Annotated in this window: 15 protein-coding genes; 14 read left to right on the top strand and 1 reads right to left on the bottom strand. The window is 70.7% G+C overall.

Annotated features, from left to right (window positions below):
• The first annotated feature begins 42 nt into the window (after positions 1 to 42).
• The 14 genes from AUL35_RS13845 to AUL35_RS13780 all read left to right on the top strand — a co-directional run bounded on the left by AUL35_RS13845 (position 43) and on the right by AUL35_RS13780 (position 12,984).
• Complete coding sequence (locus tag AUL35_RS13845) at positions 43 to 1,854, top strand: methyl-accepting chemotaxis protein (RefSeq protein WP_062015739.1); 1,812 nt, start codon at positions 43 to 45, stop codon at positions 1,852 to 1,854.
• The gene (locus AUL35_RS21665; RefSeq protein WP_202814277.1) at positions 1,854 to 2,330 is read left to right on the top strand and encodes an STAS domain-containing protein; all 477 of its coding nucleotides are present in this window, start codon (positions 1,854 to 1,856) and stop codon (positions 2,328 to 2,330) included. Before AUL35_RS13845 ends, AUL35_RS21665 begins: the two co-directional genes overlap by 1 nt.
• Positions 2,330 to 2,695: a response regulator gene (locus AUL35_RS13835; RefSeq protein WP_062015737.1), complete on the top strand. Its 366-nt coding sequence runs from the start codon at positions 2,330 to 2,332 to the stop codon at positions 2,693 to 2,695. Before AUL35_RS21665 ends, AUL35_RS13835 begins: the two co-directional genes overlap by 1 nt.
• Before the next feature lie 11 nt (positions 2,696 to 2,706).
• Positions 2,707 to 4,932 (top strand): chemotaxis protein CheA, encoded by a 2,226-nt coding sequence (locus tag AUL35_RS13830; protein ID WP_062015735.1) that lies wholly within the window; start codon positions 2,707 to 2,709, stop codon positions 4,930 to 4,932.
• 5 nt (positions 4,933 to 4,937) lie between these two features.
• Complete coding sequence (locus AUL35_RS13825; RefSeq protein ID WP_062015772.1) at positions 4,938 to 5,402, top strand: chemotaxis protein CheW; 465 nt, start codon at positions 4,938 to 4,940, stop codon at positions 5,400 to 5,402.
• On the top strand, positions 5,399 to 6,265 hold the full coding sequence (locus AUL35_RS13820; protein ID WP_062015733.1) for a protein-glutamate O-methyltransferase CheR: 867 nt from the start codon (positions 5,399 to 5,401) through the stop codon (positions 6,263 to 6,265). Before AUL35_RS13825 ends, AUL35_RS13820 begins: the two co-directional genes overlap by 4 nt.
• The gene (locus AUL35_RS13815; RefSeq protein WP_280137340.1) at positions 6,262 to 7,347 is read left to right on the top strand and encodes a chemotaxis response regulator protein-glutamate methylesterase; all 1,086 of its coding nucleotides are present in this window, start codon (positions 6,262 to 6,264) and stop codon (positions 7,345 to 7,347) included. The genes AUL35_RS13820 and AUL35_RS13815 overlap by 4 nt, the downstream gene beginning before the upstream one ends.
• Entirely contained in the window at positions 7,338 to 7,730 is a 393-nt protein-coding gene (locus AUL35_RS13810; RefSeq protein ID WP_062015730.1) for a response regulator, read from the top strand. Before AUL35_RS13815 ends, AUL35_RS13810 begins: the two co-directional genes overlap by 10 nt.
• 10 nt (positions 7,731 to 7,740) lie before the next feature.
• Entirely contained in the window at positions 7,741 to 8,268 is a 528-nt protein-coding gene (locus AUL35_RS13805) for a chemotaxis protein CheD (protein WP_062015728.1), read from the top strand.
• A 7-nt stretch (positions 8,269 to 8,275) separates the two neighbouring features.
• On the top strand, positions 8,276 to 8,602 hold the full coding sequence (locus tag AUL35_RS13800) for a hypothetical protein (RefSeq protein WP_062015726.1): 327 nt from the start codon (positions 8,276 to 8,278) through the stop codon (positions 8,600 to 8,602).
• A 622-nt stretch (positions 8,603 to 9,224) separates the two neighbouring features.
• Positions 9,225 to 9,962, top strand: coding sequence for a sugar transferase (locus AUL35_RS13795; protein ID WP_244493777.1), 738 nt, complete (start codon positions 9,225 to 9,227; stop codon positions 9,960 to 9,962).
• Between the two features lie 118 nt (positions 9,963 to 10,080).
• A complete protein-coding gene (locus AUL35_RS13790) occupies positions 10,081 to 10,617 on the top strand; it encodes a gamma carbonic anhydrase family protein (RefSeq protein ID WP_062015724.1) in 537 nt (178 codons plus the stop codon).
• Positions 10,618 to 10,686: 69 nt separating this feature from the next.
• A complete protein-coding gene (locus AUL35_RS13785) occupies positions 10,687 to 11,715 on the top strand; it encodes an SIS domain-containing protein (RefSeq protein WP_062015722.1) in 1,029 nt (342 codons plus the stop codon).
• Positions 11,716 to 11,811: 96 nt separating this feature from the next.
• The gene (locus tag AUL35_RS13780; RefSeq protein WP_062015768.1) at positions 11,812 to 12,984 is read left to right on the top strand and encodes a fumarylacetoacetate hydrolase family protein; all 1,173 of its coding nucleotides are present in this window, start codon (positions 11,812 to 11,814) and stop codon (positions 12,982 to 12,984) included.
• Positions 12,985 to 13,058: 74 nt separating this feature from the next.
• On the opposite strand, the gene AUL35_RS13775 is transcribed toward AUL35_RS13780, so the two are convergent.
• On the bottom strand, positions 13,059 to 14,114 hold a 1,056-nt coding region (locus tag AUL35_RS13775), incomplete at its 5' end, for a gamma-glutamyltransferase family protein (protein WP_192847098.1).

Here is a 14,114-nt window from a genome sequence, read left to right as displayed (position 1 = left end):
GCCGGCCGCCGACCGTCCCGCCGCCATCCGATCGGAGCCTGCATGTTGAAGTCCCTGACCATGTCGCGCCAGCTCCTGCTGGCGGTAGCCCTGGCCGGCGGCGCCAGCATCCTGACGGGTCTCCTCGCCTATGGCGGGGCGGGGCGCGCGGGCGAGGCGGCCGGCGCCGAGGCGGCGCTCGCCGCGCGGCTCGACGCGGCGCGCGGCCTTTCGCTTCACCTTTGGGAAGGCGGCTCGGCGGGCGGCGAGATCGAGACGCTGCGCGCCGGCAGCCCGGACGCCACGGATCTGGCGCGCGTCAACCGGCTCGAGACCATCCTGTCGAACGCCTCGGCGGACGGCACCGAGCGCATGGAAACGGCGGCTCCGCTCCTGGAGGCGATCTCGAACGAGGCCGCCGCCGCGCTGCGCACGGCAAGCGAGGAGCGGGCGAGCGCCCAGTCCTCGGCCCAGGCCTGGCTCCTGGCGAGTCTCTTCGTGCCGCTCGCCGCCTTCGGGCTTCTGGCCCTTCTCGTCCAGCGGACGGCGATCGCGCCGGTCCGGCGCGCCGCGCGCCGCCTGGCGGATGCCGGCGGCCTCGACGCCGCGCGAAGCGAGACGCTGGTCATGGCGGACGCCGCCGAGGCGATCGTGCAGCTGAAAGCCCGCATCGCCGCCGGCGAGGCGGACGCGGTCCGCCGGAGCGAGACCGAAGCCGAGGCCGCGCGCTGCGCGGAGGCCGTCAGCCGGACGCGCGCGGGCGACGAGGCACTGGTCGCCGAGACGCTGGAAGGTGCCCTTCGCCGCCTGGCGGCGGGCGACCTGACCTGCCGCATCGAGGCCGCCCTGCCCGAGCGCTTCAGCGCCATTCCGGCCGCCTTCAACGCCGCCGCGACCCATATCCACGACACGGTTGCCCACGTGACCGCCTCGGTCGCCTCGATCACCAACGGCACCAACGAGATCGGCCAGGCCGCCGACGACCTGTCGCGCCGCACCGAGCAGCAGGCCGCCTCGCTCGACAAGACCGCGACCGCGCTCGACGAGATCACCGCGACCGTCAAGCACTCGGCCGAGAACGCCGCCTCGGTCGCCTCCTCGGTCGCCGCCGCCCGCCTCGACACGGAGCGCTCGGGCGAGGTGATGCGCGAGGCGGTGGCCGCCATGAACGCCATCCAGAAGTCGTCGCAGCAGATCGCGCGCATCATCGGCGTGATCGACGAGATCGCCTTCCAGACCAACCTCCTGGCGCTGAACGCGGGCGTCGAGGCGGCGCGCGCGGGCGATGCCGGTCGCGGCTTCGCGGTGGTGGCGCTGGAAGTGCGCGCGCTCGCCCAGCGTTCGTCCGAGGCCGCCAAGGAGATCAAGTCGCTGATCGGCGCCTCGTCGGCCCATGTGGGCGACGGCGTGGACCTCGTCAGCCGCTCGGGCGAGGTGCTGACGCGCATCGCCGCCCAGGTCACCCAGGTCGATGCCCTGGTGCAGGAGATCGCGGGCTCGGCGCGCGAGCAGTCCACCGGCATCGCCGAGGTCAACGACGCCGTCAACAAGATGGACCGCGTCACCCAGCAGAATGCCGCGATGGTCGAGGAAACCACGGCCGCCACGCTTTCGCTGCGCACCGAGACGGAAGAGCTTTGCCGGCTTCTTGCAAGCTTCCAGGTGAGCGACACCGACCGCTCCGTGGCGAACTTGCGACAGGTCTCGGCCGTGATGCACGCCGCGCCCCAGGTGGCGCGCGTCCCGGCCGCGCCCGCGCCGCGTGCGCCCGCCGTGCCGATGCCGGTCGCCGTCGCCGCGTCTGCCGGCGGCGCAGCGGCGGCCCTGGCCGCCCCCGCGCCGGCCACCGACGATCTCGGATGGGAGGAGTTCTGATGTCCGATACGAGCCGCACCGACGATCTGCCCGAGCTGACGCTTCCGCCCGAAATCCTCGCCATGATGGCCTCGTTCGAGGCCGCCGCGTCGGACGAGGCCGAAACCGCGCAGGAGTCCGACCCTGAGGCCGAGGATAAGGCCGAGACCCTTCCCCTCCTCGAAGCACCGCCCGTAGCGGCGGTCGGGGAAGCCGCCTCCGGGGACGAGGCGGTCCTGGTTCTCGCGCCGGTTCTCGACATCACCGCCGCCGCCCCCCTCCACGCGGCGCTCCTTGCCCATCGCGGCACGCCGCTCCGGGTCGAGGCGGGCGAGGTGAAGCGCCTCGGCGGCCAGTGCCTCCAGCTCCTCCTGTCGGCCGGCCGCACCTATGCCGCCGACCGCGTGCCGATCCGGCTCCAGGGAGCCTCCGACGCCTTCCGCCGCGATCTCGCCCTGTTCGGGATCGCCGACCCCTTCCAGCTGGACGCCGCGTGATGACGAAGACGATCCTCACCATCGACGACTCGCGCACCATGCGCGAACTGCTCCGCTCGGCGCTCGACAAGGCGGGCTTCACGGTGATCCAGGCCGAGGACGGCGTGCACGGCCTCGAGGTGCTCGGTGCCTCCGAGCCCGACGTCATCATCACCGACATCAACATGCCGCGCATGAACGGCCTGGAGTTCATCGAGGCGGTGCGGGCCGACGGCACGCGCCGCGCCATCCCGATCATCGTGCTCACCACCGAGTCCGACCCCGCCAAGAAGGACCGCGCCCGCCGCGCCGGCGCGACCGGCTGGATCGTGAAGCCCTTCGACCCCGAGCGCCTCGTCTCGGCGATCAACCGCGTCGCGGCCTGAGGAAGACGGACATGAGCGCCCTCGACGAGATCCGCGTCGTCTTCTTCCAGGAATGCGACGACCAGCTGCAGGAGCTGGAGGACGGCCTCAACGCCATGAGCGGCGGCGAGACCGACGACGACACGGTGAACCGCGTCTTCCGCGCGGTGCATTCCATCAAGGGCGGCGCGGGCGCCTTCGACCTTCACCACCTCGTGCGCTTCGCCCACGTCTTCGAGACGGTTCTGGACGAGGTGCGCTCGCACCGGCTCGAGGCCGGCGACGCGGTGATGGCCGTGATGCTGCGCTCGGCCGACCATCTGCGCGACCTGGTGGGCGCCGGCCGCGACGGCGCCGAGGCCGACGAGGCGCGCTCCGCCGAGCTGATCGTGGAGCTGGAAACGCTGATCGGCGGGCCGCGCGCGGCGCACGGGGCAGCGGAAGGCGAAGACGAGGACGGCGGCGCGAGCCTTGCCGACTTCGAGTTCACGCCGGTCGCGGTGGACTGGGGCGCGATGCTGGGCGACGGCGGCCCGATGCCGGCCTTTGCGGAGGCTCCCGCGCTGCCGACCGACGGGCCGCTGTTCCAGATCGCCTTCACGCCGCGCCGCGAGCTCTACGCCAAGGCCAACGAGGCGGCCGTGATCCTGCGCCAGCTCGGCGCGCTCGGCGAGATGACGGTTCGCTGCGACGCGGGGTCCGTGCCTCTTCTGGACGCGATCGACCCCGAGGAAAGCTACCTCTCCTTCGCGATCTCGCTCGACGGAGAGGGGATCGCGGAAGGCGCCGTGCGCGAGGTCTTCGAGTTCGCGGAATGGGACTGCGAGCTGGAGATCGTGCCGCGCGCCGACGCGGCCGAGCCGGACGCGGGCGGCCTCGCGGTCGCCGATCTCCTGACCCGGCTCCAGAGCGAGATCGCGGCCGCGCCCGAGACCTCCGAGCCCTCCGCCGAGCCGGTCGTGGCCGAGGCGCCCCCCGCCCCGGCCCCCGCCGTCTCCGCCCCGAAGGCGCAAAAGGACGAGGGCGGCGAGGGGAAGGGCGGCGGCGAGGCGCCGGGCGTCGTGATCCGCGTCGAGCTCAACCGCGTCGACAAGCTGATCGACCTCGTGGGCGAGCTCGTCACCACCCAGACCATGCTCGCCCAGCGCATCGAGGAGGCCGAGCTTCCCACCGGCTCCGAGATCGCCGGGTCGATCGAGGAGCTGGACCGCCTGACGCGCACGCTGCAGGACTCGGTCATGGCGGTGCGCGCCCAGCCCGTGAAGTCGGTCTTCCAGCGCATGCCGCGCCTCGTGCGCGAAACGGCGTCCGCCACGGGCAAGAAGGTGAACTTCGTCACGCAGGGCGAGAACACCGAGGTCGACAAGACCGTGGTGGAGCGCCTGTCCGACCCCCTCACCCACATGATCCGTAACGCGATCGACCACGGGCTGGAGAAGCCCGAGGACCGTCTCGCCAAGGGCAAGCCGGCGGAGGGCACGGTCACGCTCTCGGCCGCGCACCGATCGGGCCGCATCATCATCGAGATCTCGGACGACGGCGCCGGCATCAACCGGCCGAAGGTCCGCCAGATCGCCGTGGACAAGGGCCTGATCTCGGCCGACGCCCTTCTGTCGGACGAGGAGATCGACCAGCTCGTCATGCTGCCGGGCTTCTCCACCGCTTCCACCGTCTCGGCCATCTCAGGCCGGGGCGTCGGCATGGACGTCGTGAAGCAGTCGATCGAGGCGCTGGGCGGGCGGCTGGTCATCACCTCGCGCCCCGGCCTCGGCTCGACCTTCACCATGAGCCTGCCCCTCACCCTCGCGGTGCTGGAAGGCATGATCGTGCGCGTCGAGAACGAGACGCTGGTCGTGCCGCTCGGCGCCATCGTCTTCACGTTCCGGCCGCAAGCAGGCGACCTCCAGACGCTCGGCCAGGGGCGCACCGTCAACGTGCGCGGCTCGATCGTGCCGCTCATCGACGTCGGCACGCGCCTCGGCTACCGCGAGGCGCCCGCCGACCCGCTGCAGGGCGTCGCGATCCTCGTGGAATGCGACAACAACCGGCGCGTGGCGCTGCAGGTCGACGAGATCCGCGGCCAGCGGCAGGTCGTCATCAAGAGCCTGGAGCGGAACTACCGGCCGGTCACCGGCATCTCGGCGGCCACGATCTCGGGCGAAGGGCGCGTCGCCCTGATCCTCGATGTCGACGCGCTGGCCGGCGACAAGTCCCTCGACAGTTTCATCTTCGGCCTCGACCAGGTGGCGGCGGAGTAACCTTGATGTCCCAGACGCTTCGCAAGTCGGTCAGCGGCGGCACCGAGATGGTCGCCTTCCGGGTGGGCCCGCAGGAATTCTGCGTCGACATCCGCGCGGTGCGCGAGATCCGGGGCTGGTCGCCCGCGACCACACTGCCCCACGCGCCGCACTACATCCTCGGCGTCATCAACCTGCGCGGCACGGTGCTGCCGGTGGTGAATCTGGCCGCGCGCCTCGGCCTGCCGGTGGAGCCGCCGACCCCGCGCCACGTGATCGTGGTGGTGGCGGCCGAGGACCAGGTTTTCGGCCTTCTGGTGGACTCGGTCTCCGACATCCTGTCGGTGACGCCCGATCTTCTCCAAAGCGCCCCGGACCTTGCCCAGGACTCGGCCAAGGCCTTCGTATCGAGCGTGGTCGCGATCGAGGACCGCATGATCGCCCGCATCATGCCCGAGCGCATGCTGCCCGAGCGCCTGCGCACCGCATGAACGCGGCGGCGGCCCTCTCGCGCCGGGCGCCGGTCCTCACCGAGGATCCGGCGCTCTCGGTGGACGCCTTCCGGCGGATCGCCGCGATCGTGCGGCGCGAGGCGGGCATCCACCTGCCCGAGAACAAGCTCTCGCTGGTCTTCTCGCGCCTCGTGCGGCGCGTGGCGGAGACGGGAGCCGGCAGCTTCGAGCGCTACGGCGATCTCGTCTCCTCGCCCGGCGGCTCGGAGGAGTTGCGCCGCATGGTGGAGGCGCTCACCACCAACTACACGTTCTTCTTCCGCGAGCCGCACCATTTCGGGCATCTCGAGACAGAGGTGCTGCCCGCGCTGGCAGAGCGGGCGCGGGCCGGCGGGCGGGTGCGGATCTGGAGCGCGGGCTGCTCGACGGGCCAGGAAACCTACTCCGCCGCGATCTCGCTCCTGCGCGCGGTGCCCGACGCGCCCGCGCTCGACATCCGCATCCTGGCGACCGACATCGACCGCAACGTGCTGCGGGCGGCATCGACGGGCCGCTACGACGAGGCGGCGCTCGCCGACGTACCCGCAGCCGACCGCGAGCGCTTCTTCCAGCCGTCGCCCGGCGGGCTTCTCGAGGCGCGAGGCGAGCTGCGCCGGCTGGTGCGGTTCCGCGAGCTCAACCTTCTTGCCCCCTGGCCGATGCGCGGCCTCTTCGACGTCGTGTTCTTCCGCAACGTCGCGATCTACTTCGACCAGGGCGTGCGCGAGGCGATCTGGCTGCGCATGGCCGACCAGATCCATCCCGACGGCTGGCTCTATGCCGGCCATTCCGAGCGCGTCACGGGCTCCGCCGCCGAGCGGCTGGCCCACGTCGCCACCACCACCTACCGGAGGCTCGCGTGAGCAACCCTGATGCCCCCTCCCCCGTGCGCGTCCTGGTGGTGGACGACAGTCCCACCATGCGCCTCCTGATCGCGCGCTCGCTGCGCGAGGGCGGCGGGATCGAGGTCGTGGGCGAGGCGGAGGACGCGGCCAGCGCGCGCGAGGCGATGAAGCGGCTCGACCCCGACGTCGTCACGCTCGACGTCGAGATGCCCGGCATGCAGGGCATCGAGTTCCTGGAAAAGGTGATGCGGCTGCGCCCCACCCCGGTCGTGATGGTCTCGAACCAGACCGGCCCCGGCACCACCGCCGCGATCCAGGCGCTGGAGATCGGCGCCTTCGACTGCGTGGTGAAGCCCCGGCACGCGGGCGACGAGGCCTTCGCGCGCCTGGCCGAGACGGTGCGCCAGGCGGCGCGCGCGCGCGAGGTCCTCGTCGCGCTGGCCAACCGGCGCTTCGGCAAGCCGCGCCCGGCGCCCGCCGCGTCCCGCAAGGCGCCGCTGCGCGCGCGGCCCGACCTCATCGCGATCGGTGCCTCCACCGGCGGGATCGAGGCGCTGACCGCCCTCCTCCGGGGCTGGCCGGAAGATGCGCCGCCGACCCTCGTCGTGCAGCACCTGCCCGCCGGCTTCAGCCGCGGCTTCGCGCAGCGCCTTGCGAAAAGCTGCGCGGTGCGCGTGGCGGAAGCCGAGGACGGGATGCCGCTGCGCGCCGGCGAGATCCTGATCGCGCCGGGCGGCACGCGCCATCTCCTGGCGCAGGGCGGCGCCAAGCCCGCCTGCTCGCTCGTCGCCGCCGATCCCGTGTCCGGCCACCGCCCCTCGGTCGACGTCCTCTTCCACTCCGCCGCCCGGGCCTTCGGCCCGCGCGCGCTCGGCCTGATCCTGACCGGGATGGGCAGCGACGGGGCGCGCGGAGCTTTGGAGATTCGTAAGGCGGGCGGTTGGATAATAGGCCAGGACGAGGCCTCATCCCTCGTCTACGGAATGCCCAAGGCCGCCTTCGGGATCGGAGCGGTCGATCATCAAATGCCGCTGGACCTCATGGCCGAGGCCGTGTTCGGCACCCACGCAAGCCCCCGGGAGCCCGCGCCGTGTCTTTGACCAAGCAGACCATCAAGATTCTGATCGTGGACGACCAGACCACGAGCCGTCTGCTGATGCGCGAGGCGCTGCAGCAGATCGGCTTTGCCAACATCCCTTTCGCCAAGGACGGCGAGGAGGCGCTGAAGATGATGATGACGAGCCCCGCCCACATCGTCATCTCGGACTACAACATGCCCAAGCTCAACGGGCTGCAGCTCCTTCAGGCGATCCGCACCTATCCCGCGACCCGCATCACGCCCTTCATCCTCCTGACCGGCTCGGGCGACCGCACCGTCCTGCAGCAGGCCGTCAAGCTCGGCGTCAACAACTACCTGCCCAAGCCCGTGCAGCCGGCCGCCCTTCAGAAGGCGATCCAGGCGGTGACCGGCAACCTGCCCTGATCCGGACGCCATGCCGGGCATCGTTCGCCTCCACGTGGCCGAGGGCGAGACGCAGGTCTCGGTCGATCCCGAGCTGTGCCTGACGACGGTGCTCGGCTCTTGCGTGGCCGCCTGCTTCTTCGATCCGGCGGCGGGCGCGGGCGGCATGTGCCACTTCCTTCTGCCGGGCGGCGAGGGCACGCGGCAGGCGGGCGCGGCGGAGCGCTACGGCGCCTACCTGATGGAGGTTCTGGTCAACGGCCTGATGTCGCGCGGCGCGCGGCGCGAACGGCTGCGGGCCAAGCTCTTCGGCGGCGCCGCGACGTTGGGCGGCCGGGGCGAGACGGGCCGGCGCAACGGCGAGTTCGCCAAGCAGTTCCTCCAGACCGAGCGCATTCCCCTGATGGCGACGAGCCTGGGGGGCACGGTGGGGCGGCGCGTCGAGTTCTGGCCGGTCAGCGGCCGGGCGCGCCAGCTTTATCTCGACGCGCCGGTCTCGCCGCCGCCCGCGCCGGTCCCGGTCCCGGTCGCCGACGTCGGCGCCATCGAATTCTTCTGAGAGCCCCATGAGCAACCAGCCGACCGTCCGCGAGATCCTACAGCGCATCGGCGCCGAACTTGCCGCGCAGGCCGGGACCGCGGAGGGTCTGGGCGACCTCATCCCGTTTCTGCCCGCCCTCGACGCACCCCTCCAGGCTCGCGCCCAATCGATCGACGCGCTGGTCCAGCACCTGGAGGAACTGTCGCTTCTTCTGGAACGTCTGGCGCCGCTGGCGGGCAACGACCCGGCGCCGCCCGAAATCCTGGACGCCGTCCGCCTCGGCGATCTTTCGGCTCGGCTCGGCGGTCGCCGGGGGGTCGGCGTCGACAGCGGAGCGCTCGACCTCTTCTAGAGCGAACCCATGCGCGCGGCGGTGGCATGGCAGGGCAAGCGGGCGGCCGGCGACATCACGATATGTTACGTCCTTCACATCTGGTGCTGCGCCTGCACAACCCTAGGACCGCTCTTCTTGAGTTGATGACGACCCGCTTGTATTAAGGCAGTCGATCATGAGCGTGGCCCCTTCTTTTTTTGCAGTGCAAAAAACTGCGCCGTATTTTCTCGCCGAGAAGACTAATCACCGCCTCGCGAGGTCGGAAATCTCTGCTCCGCAATCAGCACGAACATTATCGGTTTTTGATCGCGATACGCCAATCAGACATGGTTAGTCCGGTCTATGCGTACATTCTCGTCTTTGCAGGACGAGACAGCGTTTTGATCCGAATTCAGAATTGTGCAAAGGCATCGCGTTGGTCTTTCGGTTAACCAACAAAATCCGAATCGATATCATTTATGGTCATCTTCTATGCCATGATATCTGCGAATATTACGTCGTTTTATTTTTTAAGACTTGGCGGCATTCAACCTGAAGGGTTTATAACCAAAAATTCCGAGGCGCGATGGCAATTGTGGTTTACCGCGCCATGTTGTAAGCACCAATTCAACTATCAATTAACCTACGCAGGATTAAGCGCATGACGGAGACAAGGCCGCTATCGCGCAATGCCTTGAGCGTCGCCGAACTTCGGGTCGGCGAGATGAGCGCTCTGGAGCGCGCCGCGACCGAGGGTGCCCGCCTCGGCGTTCGTGACGACCGGCCTGTCGGCGGCACGTCGAAACGCATTCTGGACGTGGTGTTGGCGGGTGGGGCCCTTCTGGCCCTCGCCCCGCTGATCGTCCTGATCGTCCTGATGATGAAGATCAGCGATCCCGGTCCGGTGCTGTTCGGCCATCGCCGCATTGGCTTCGGCGGGCGCTACTTCCTTTGCTACAAGTTCCGCTCCATGGCGACGAACTCGGCCGAACTCCTGCAGGAGCTCCTGCAGCGCGATCCCGCCGCCAGGGCCGAGTGGGAGGCCAGCCACAAGCTGCGCAACGATCCGCGCGTGACGCGCCTCGGCCGCTTCCTGCGCGAGACCAGCCTCGACGAGCTGCCCCAGCTCTTCAACGTCCTGCGCGGCGAGATGAGTCTCGTCGGCCCGCGTCCTATCGTGGACGAGGAGGCGCATCGCTACGCCCACCGCTTCGCGACCTACAAGCGCGCCCGCCCCGGCCTCACCGGCATGTGGCAGGTCAACGGACGCTCCGACACGAGCTACGCCACGCGCGTCAAGTACGACAGCTACTACGTGCGCAACGCTTCCACGCTTCTCGACCTGCGCATCATCGTCAAGACGGTGAAGGTGGTTCTGGCCAGGGACGGCAGCTGCTGAAACCCGTAAATCCGGCTCGACGGCCCGCCTTTGGCGGGCCGTTTTCGTTTCGGGGGTGCGGCCGCGACGCGACGGACCGCAAGGTGATAGAAACGGAGCGTTCGAGGAGGTTTCCTGCATGCCCCGCTACGCTCTCGACGGCACCGAGCCGGCCTTTTCCGCAGACGACCCGCCCTTCATCGCGCCCGGTGCCCATGTCGTCGGAGCGGTGACGCTCGGCGCCGGCACGAGCGTCTGGTTCGGCGCCGTGATCCGGGGCGACAACGAGCCCGTGCGTATCGGCGCGGGCACCAACGTCCAGGACGGCGCGGTGCTGCATTCCGATCCCGGCTCGCCGCTCGCGATCGGCCGGAACTGCACGATCGGCCACCGCGCCGTCGTCCACGGCTGCACGGTGGGCGACAACACGCTGATCGGCATGGGGGCGGTGGTGCTGAACGGGGCGCGGATCGGCCACAACTCGCTGGTCGGAGCGGGCGCGCTCGTCACCGAGAACAAGGCGTTTCCCGACAATTCCCTGATCGTCGGTTCCCCCGCCAAGGCGATCCGCACGCTCGACGAGGCGACGGTCGAGGGCCTTGCGCGCTCGGCCGAGACCTACCGGCGCAACGCCCGGCGCTTTCGGGACGGCCTCCAGCCGCTCGACGACGCGTGAGGCCCTTCGCATGGGGCGCGCCGGCTGCTAGGCGGTAGAGGGGACCCTTCTCGCAACCGGACCGACCGCATGACAGCCGATCCCACCTTGATGAGCCTGGAGCTGCGCCAGACGCCGGCCGTGGTCGCAGAGATGCTCCAGCGCGAGGCCGGTGCGCTCGCCGCGCTCGGCCGCTCGCTGCGCGAGCGCGGGCCGGCCTTCGTGGTCACCTCGGCGCGCGGCTCCTCCGACAACGCGGTCGGCTTCTTCAAGTACCTCGTGGAGATCCTGGTCGGCCTGCCGGTCGCCTCCATGGGCCCCTCGGTCGCCTCGATCTACGAGGCGAACCTGCGCGTGCGCGGGGCGCTCGTCCTGTCGGTCTCGCAGTCGGGCGGCAGTCCCGACATCGTGGCGCTCCAGCGCGCCGCGCGCGAAGGCGGGGCGCTCGCGGTGGCGGTCGTCAACGACGCGGCCTCGCCGCTCGCGCGCGAGGCCGACACCGTGCTCCCCATCGGCGCCGGCGAGGAGCGCAGCGTCGCGGCCACCAAGACGTGCCTCGCCTCCGCCGTGATGCTGGCGGCGCTCGCGGCCGAGTGGGCCGACGACGAGGGCCTTCGCCAGGGCCTGAAGCGCCTGCCCGACGCCTTTGCCAAGGCGCTCGAGGCCAACTGGGACACGGCGCTGGATCTCCTCGTCCCGGCCCGCTCCTGCTACCTCGTGGGTCGCGGTCCCGCCTTTCCCGTGGCGGTGGAAGCGGCACTCAAGCTCAAGGAAACGGCGGTGCTCCATGCCGAGGCCTTCTCGGCGGCCGAGGTCATGCACGGGCCGCTGCAGCTCCTCACCCCGGACTTCCCGGTGATCGCCTTCCGCCCGCGCGACGCCGCCTTCGGCGCGACGGGACAGGCGGTGGAGCGCCTGCGCCAGGCCGGCGGGCGGGTCCTGGTGGCCGAGGCCGGCGAGGGGCGCGACACGCTGCCCGTGACCGCCAGCGCCCATCCCCTTCTCGATCCGCTCGTGATGCTGCTCAGCTTCTACGACCTCGCCGAACGCGTCTCGCGCGCGCGCGGCCACGACCCCGACCGCCCGGCGCACCTGGCCAAGGTGACGCGCACCGTCTGACGCGGCTGCTGCATCGCAGCACAGGAAGCGCTTGCCGCGCGGCCCCGATCCGGCAAAGGGATGACGCGTCATTCCCGCCTGATCGATGGAGCCGCCATGTCCCTGCCCACCCCCACCGCGTGGAACCAGGGCGGTCCGCTGCCCGAGGATGCCGGCGAGGCGCGCCTCGTCGGACGCGTCTTCGACCAGGCGCTCGGCGGCCCCGTCCTCGTGGAACTGCGCGGCGACCGTCTGGTGGACGTGTCGAGCCGCGAGGCGCCGACGCTGAGCGCCCTTCTGGAGCTCGCCGATCCGCTCGCTCATCTCGACCGGCAGGAGGGCGGGCGCTCCTACGCGCTGGCCGACGTTCTCGCCGAGCGCGAGGGCGCGCCCTCGCTTCTTGCCCCGTGCGACCTCCAGGCCGTGAAGGCCTGCGGCGTCACCTTCGCCCGCTCCATGGTGGAGCGCGTCATCGAGGAACGCGCCAAGGGCGACTTCGCGCGCGCAGCCGCGATCCGCGAGGAGATCGGCCAGGCGATCGGCGCGACGCTCCAGGACATCGAAGCGGGATCGACCGCCGCGGCGGAGGCCAAGCGCATTCTGCAGGAGCGGGGCTACTGGTCGCAGTATCTGGAGGTCGGGATCGGGCCGGACGCCGAGGTCTTCACCAAGGCCCCGGTCCTGTCGAGCGTCGGATACGGCGCCGAGATCGGCATCCTGCCCTCGTCGGAATGGAACAACCCGGAGCCGGAGGTGGTGCTGGCCGTCAACTCGCGCGGCGAGATCCGGGGCGCCACGCTCGGCAACGACGTGAACCTGCGCGATGTCGAGGGCCGCTCGGCGCTGCTCCTCGGCAAGGCCAAGGACAACAACGCCTCGTCGGCGATCGGGCCCTTCGTGCGTCTCTTCGACGGCCGCTTCACGCTGGACGACGTGCGGCAGGCCGAGCTGACGCTCACGGTCGAGGGCACCGACGGCTACCGGCTCGAGGGCCGTTCCTCGATGCGCGAGATCAGCCGCGACCCGGCCGAGCTCGCGCGTCAGGCCTCGGGCGAGCATCATCAGTATCCCGACGGCTTCATGCTCTATCTCGGCACGCTGTTCGCGCCCACCGAGGACCGCGACGTGAAGGACAAGGGCTTCACCCACAAGCTCGGCGACGTCGTCACCGTGCGCTCGCCCCGCCTGGGAAGCCTGCGCAACACCGTGACCCACACGAACCGCGCCGCTCCCTGGCGCTTCGGCATCGGCGCGCTGATGGGGAACCTCGCGGGCCGCGGCCTTCTGTAAGCGGCAAGGCCGGACCCGGACACGCGTCCGGGCCCGGCCTTGAGGGCAAGCCAAGCGCTTGCGGGCGATCCCGCTCAACGCGCGATGGCGTAGGCCTGCATCAGGCGGGGCGTCGCGGCGGCGTGGAGCAGCCCGTCGGCGTCGCGCGCGGCCGCCACCAGACGCCCGACGGTCCAGGCCGGGGCTCGCTCGACGTCGTGGCCACGCGCCGCCAGATCGGCCAGCACGTCCTCGCCGAAGCTCTCCTCGATCGTGAGGTTCCCCGGCCGGCGCTCGCGCGGATAGAACGAGCTCGGGAAGTGCCCGGTATGGGACATCGGGTGGTCGATCGCCTCCTGCAGGTTCAAGCCGTGATGGGCGTGGCGCAGGAAGAGAAGGAGCTGCCACTGCTCCTGCTGGTCGCCGCCCGGCGAGCCGAACACCATGTACGGCTTGCCATCCTTCTCGGCCAAGGTCGGGGTCAGCGTCGTGCGCGGGCGCTTGCCGGGCGCGAGCGAGGTCGGCAGCCCCTCCTCCAGCCAGAACATCTGGGCCCTCGAGTTCAGCTGGAAGCCGAGCTCGGGGATGACCGGCGAGGACTGGAACCAGCCCCCCGAGGGCATCGCCGCCATCATGTTGCCGTGCCGATCGACCGCGTCGACATGCACCGTGTCGCCGCGCCGGGCGGACCGCATCTCGGCCGTGGTCGGCTCGTTGGCGGCCGACGCCGCGCCGATCTTGGACAGGCGCTCGAGCGCCGCCATCTGGCGCGCGACCTGGGCCTCGAAGCCGGGCACCGTGCCGGGGCGCAGCTCGCGCGAGGCCCGGGCGCCGATCAGCTGGCGCCGCTCGGCATTGTAGCCCTCCGACAGGAGGTGCTCGACCGGCACGTCCACGAAGCGCGGGTCGCCGTAGTAGACCTCGCGGTCCGCGAAGGCGAGCTTCATGGCTTCGGTCAGCGTATGGACGAACTCCGCCGAGGCAGGGCCCATCGCGCCGAGGTCGAAACCCTTCAGCAGCGCCAGCGTCTGGAGGAAGACGGGTCCCTGTCCCCAGGGCCCGATCTTGTGGACGCGGAAGTCGCCGTAGTCGTAGGCAAGGCTCGGCTCGTAGTCCGCGCGCCAGTTCGCCATATCATCGGCGGTGATCAC

The organism is Aureimonas sp. AU4 (assembly GCF_001463765.1).
Lineage (GTDB): Bacteria > Pseudomonadota > Alphaproteobacteria > Rhizobiales > Rhizobiaceae > Aureimonas.
Note: the sequence above shows the minus strand (reverse complement) of the source record. Positions and strands in the feature narration are given on the sequence as shown.

Bases quoted from the DNA above. Each gene is read 5' to 3' on its own strand.
- AUL35_RS13845 (WP_062015739.1), top strand. From the start codon at position 43: ATGTTGAAGTCCCTGACCATGTCGCGCCAGCTCCTGCTGGCGGTAGCC.
- AUL35_RS21665 (WP_202814277.1), top strand. From the start codon at position 1,854: ATGTCCGATACGAGCCGCACCGACGATCTGCCCGAGCTGACGCTTCCG.
- AUL35_RS13835 (WP_062015737.1), top strand. From the start codon at position 2,330: ATGACGAAGACGATCCTCACCATCGACGACTCGCGCACCATGCGCGAA.
- AUL35_RS13830 (WP_062015735.1), top strand. From the start codon at position 2,707: ATGAGCGCCCTCGACGAGATCCGCGTCGTCTTCTTCCAGGAATGCGAC.
- AUL35_RS13825 (WP_062015772.1), top strand. From the start codon at position 4,938: ATGTCCCAGACGCTTCGCAAGTCGGTCAGCGGCGGCACCGAGATGGTC.
- AUL35_RS13820 (WP_062015733.1), top strand. From the start codon at position 5,399: ATGAACGCGGCGGCGGCCCTCTCGCGCCGGGCGCCGGTCCTCACCGAG.
- AUL35_RS13805 (WP_062015728.1), top strand. From the start codon at position 7,741: ATGCCGGGCATCGTTCGCCTCCACGTGGCCGAGGGCGAGACGCAGGTC.
- AUL35_RS13800 (WP_062015726.1), top strand. From the start codon at position 8,276: ATGAGCAACCAGCCGACCGTCCGCGAGATCCTACAGCGCATCGGCGCC.
- AUL35_RS13795 (WP_244493777.1), top strand. From the start codon at position 9,225: ATGACGGAGACAAGGCCGCTATCGCGCAATGCCTTGAGCGTCGCCGAA.
- AUL35_RS13790 (WP_062015724.1), top strand. From the start codon at position 10,081: ATGCCCCGCTACGCTCTCGACGGCACCGAGCCGGCCTTTTCCGCAGAC.
- AUL35_RS13785 (WP_062015722.1), top strand. From the start codon at position 10,687: ATGACAGCCGATCCCACCTTGATGAGCCTGGAGCTGCGCCAGACGCCG.
- AUL35_RS13780 (WP_062015768.1), top strand. From the start codon at position 11,812: ATGTCCCTGCCCACCCCCACCGCGTGGAACCAGGGCGGTCCGCTGCCC.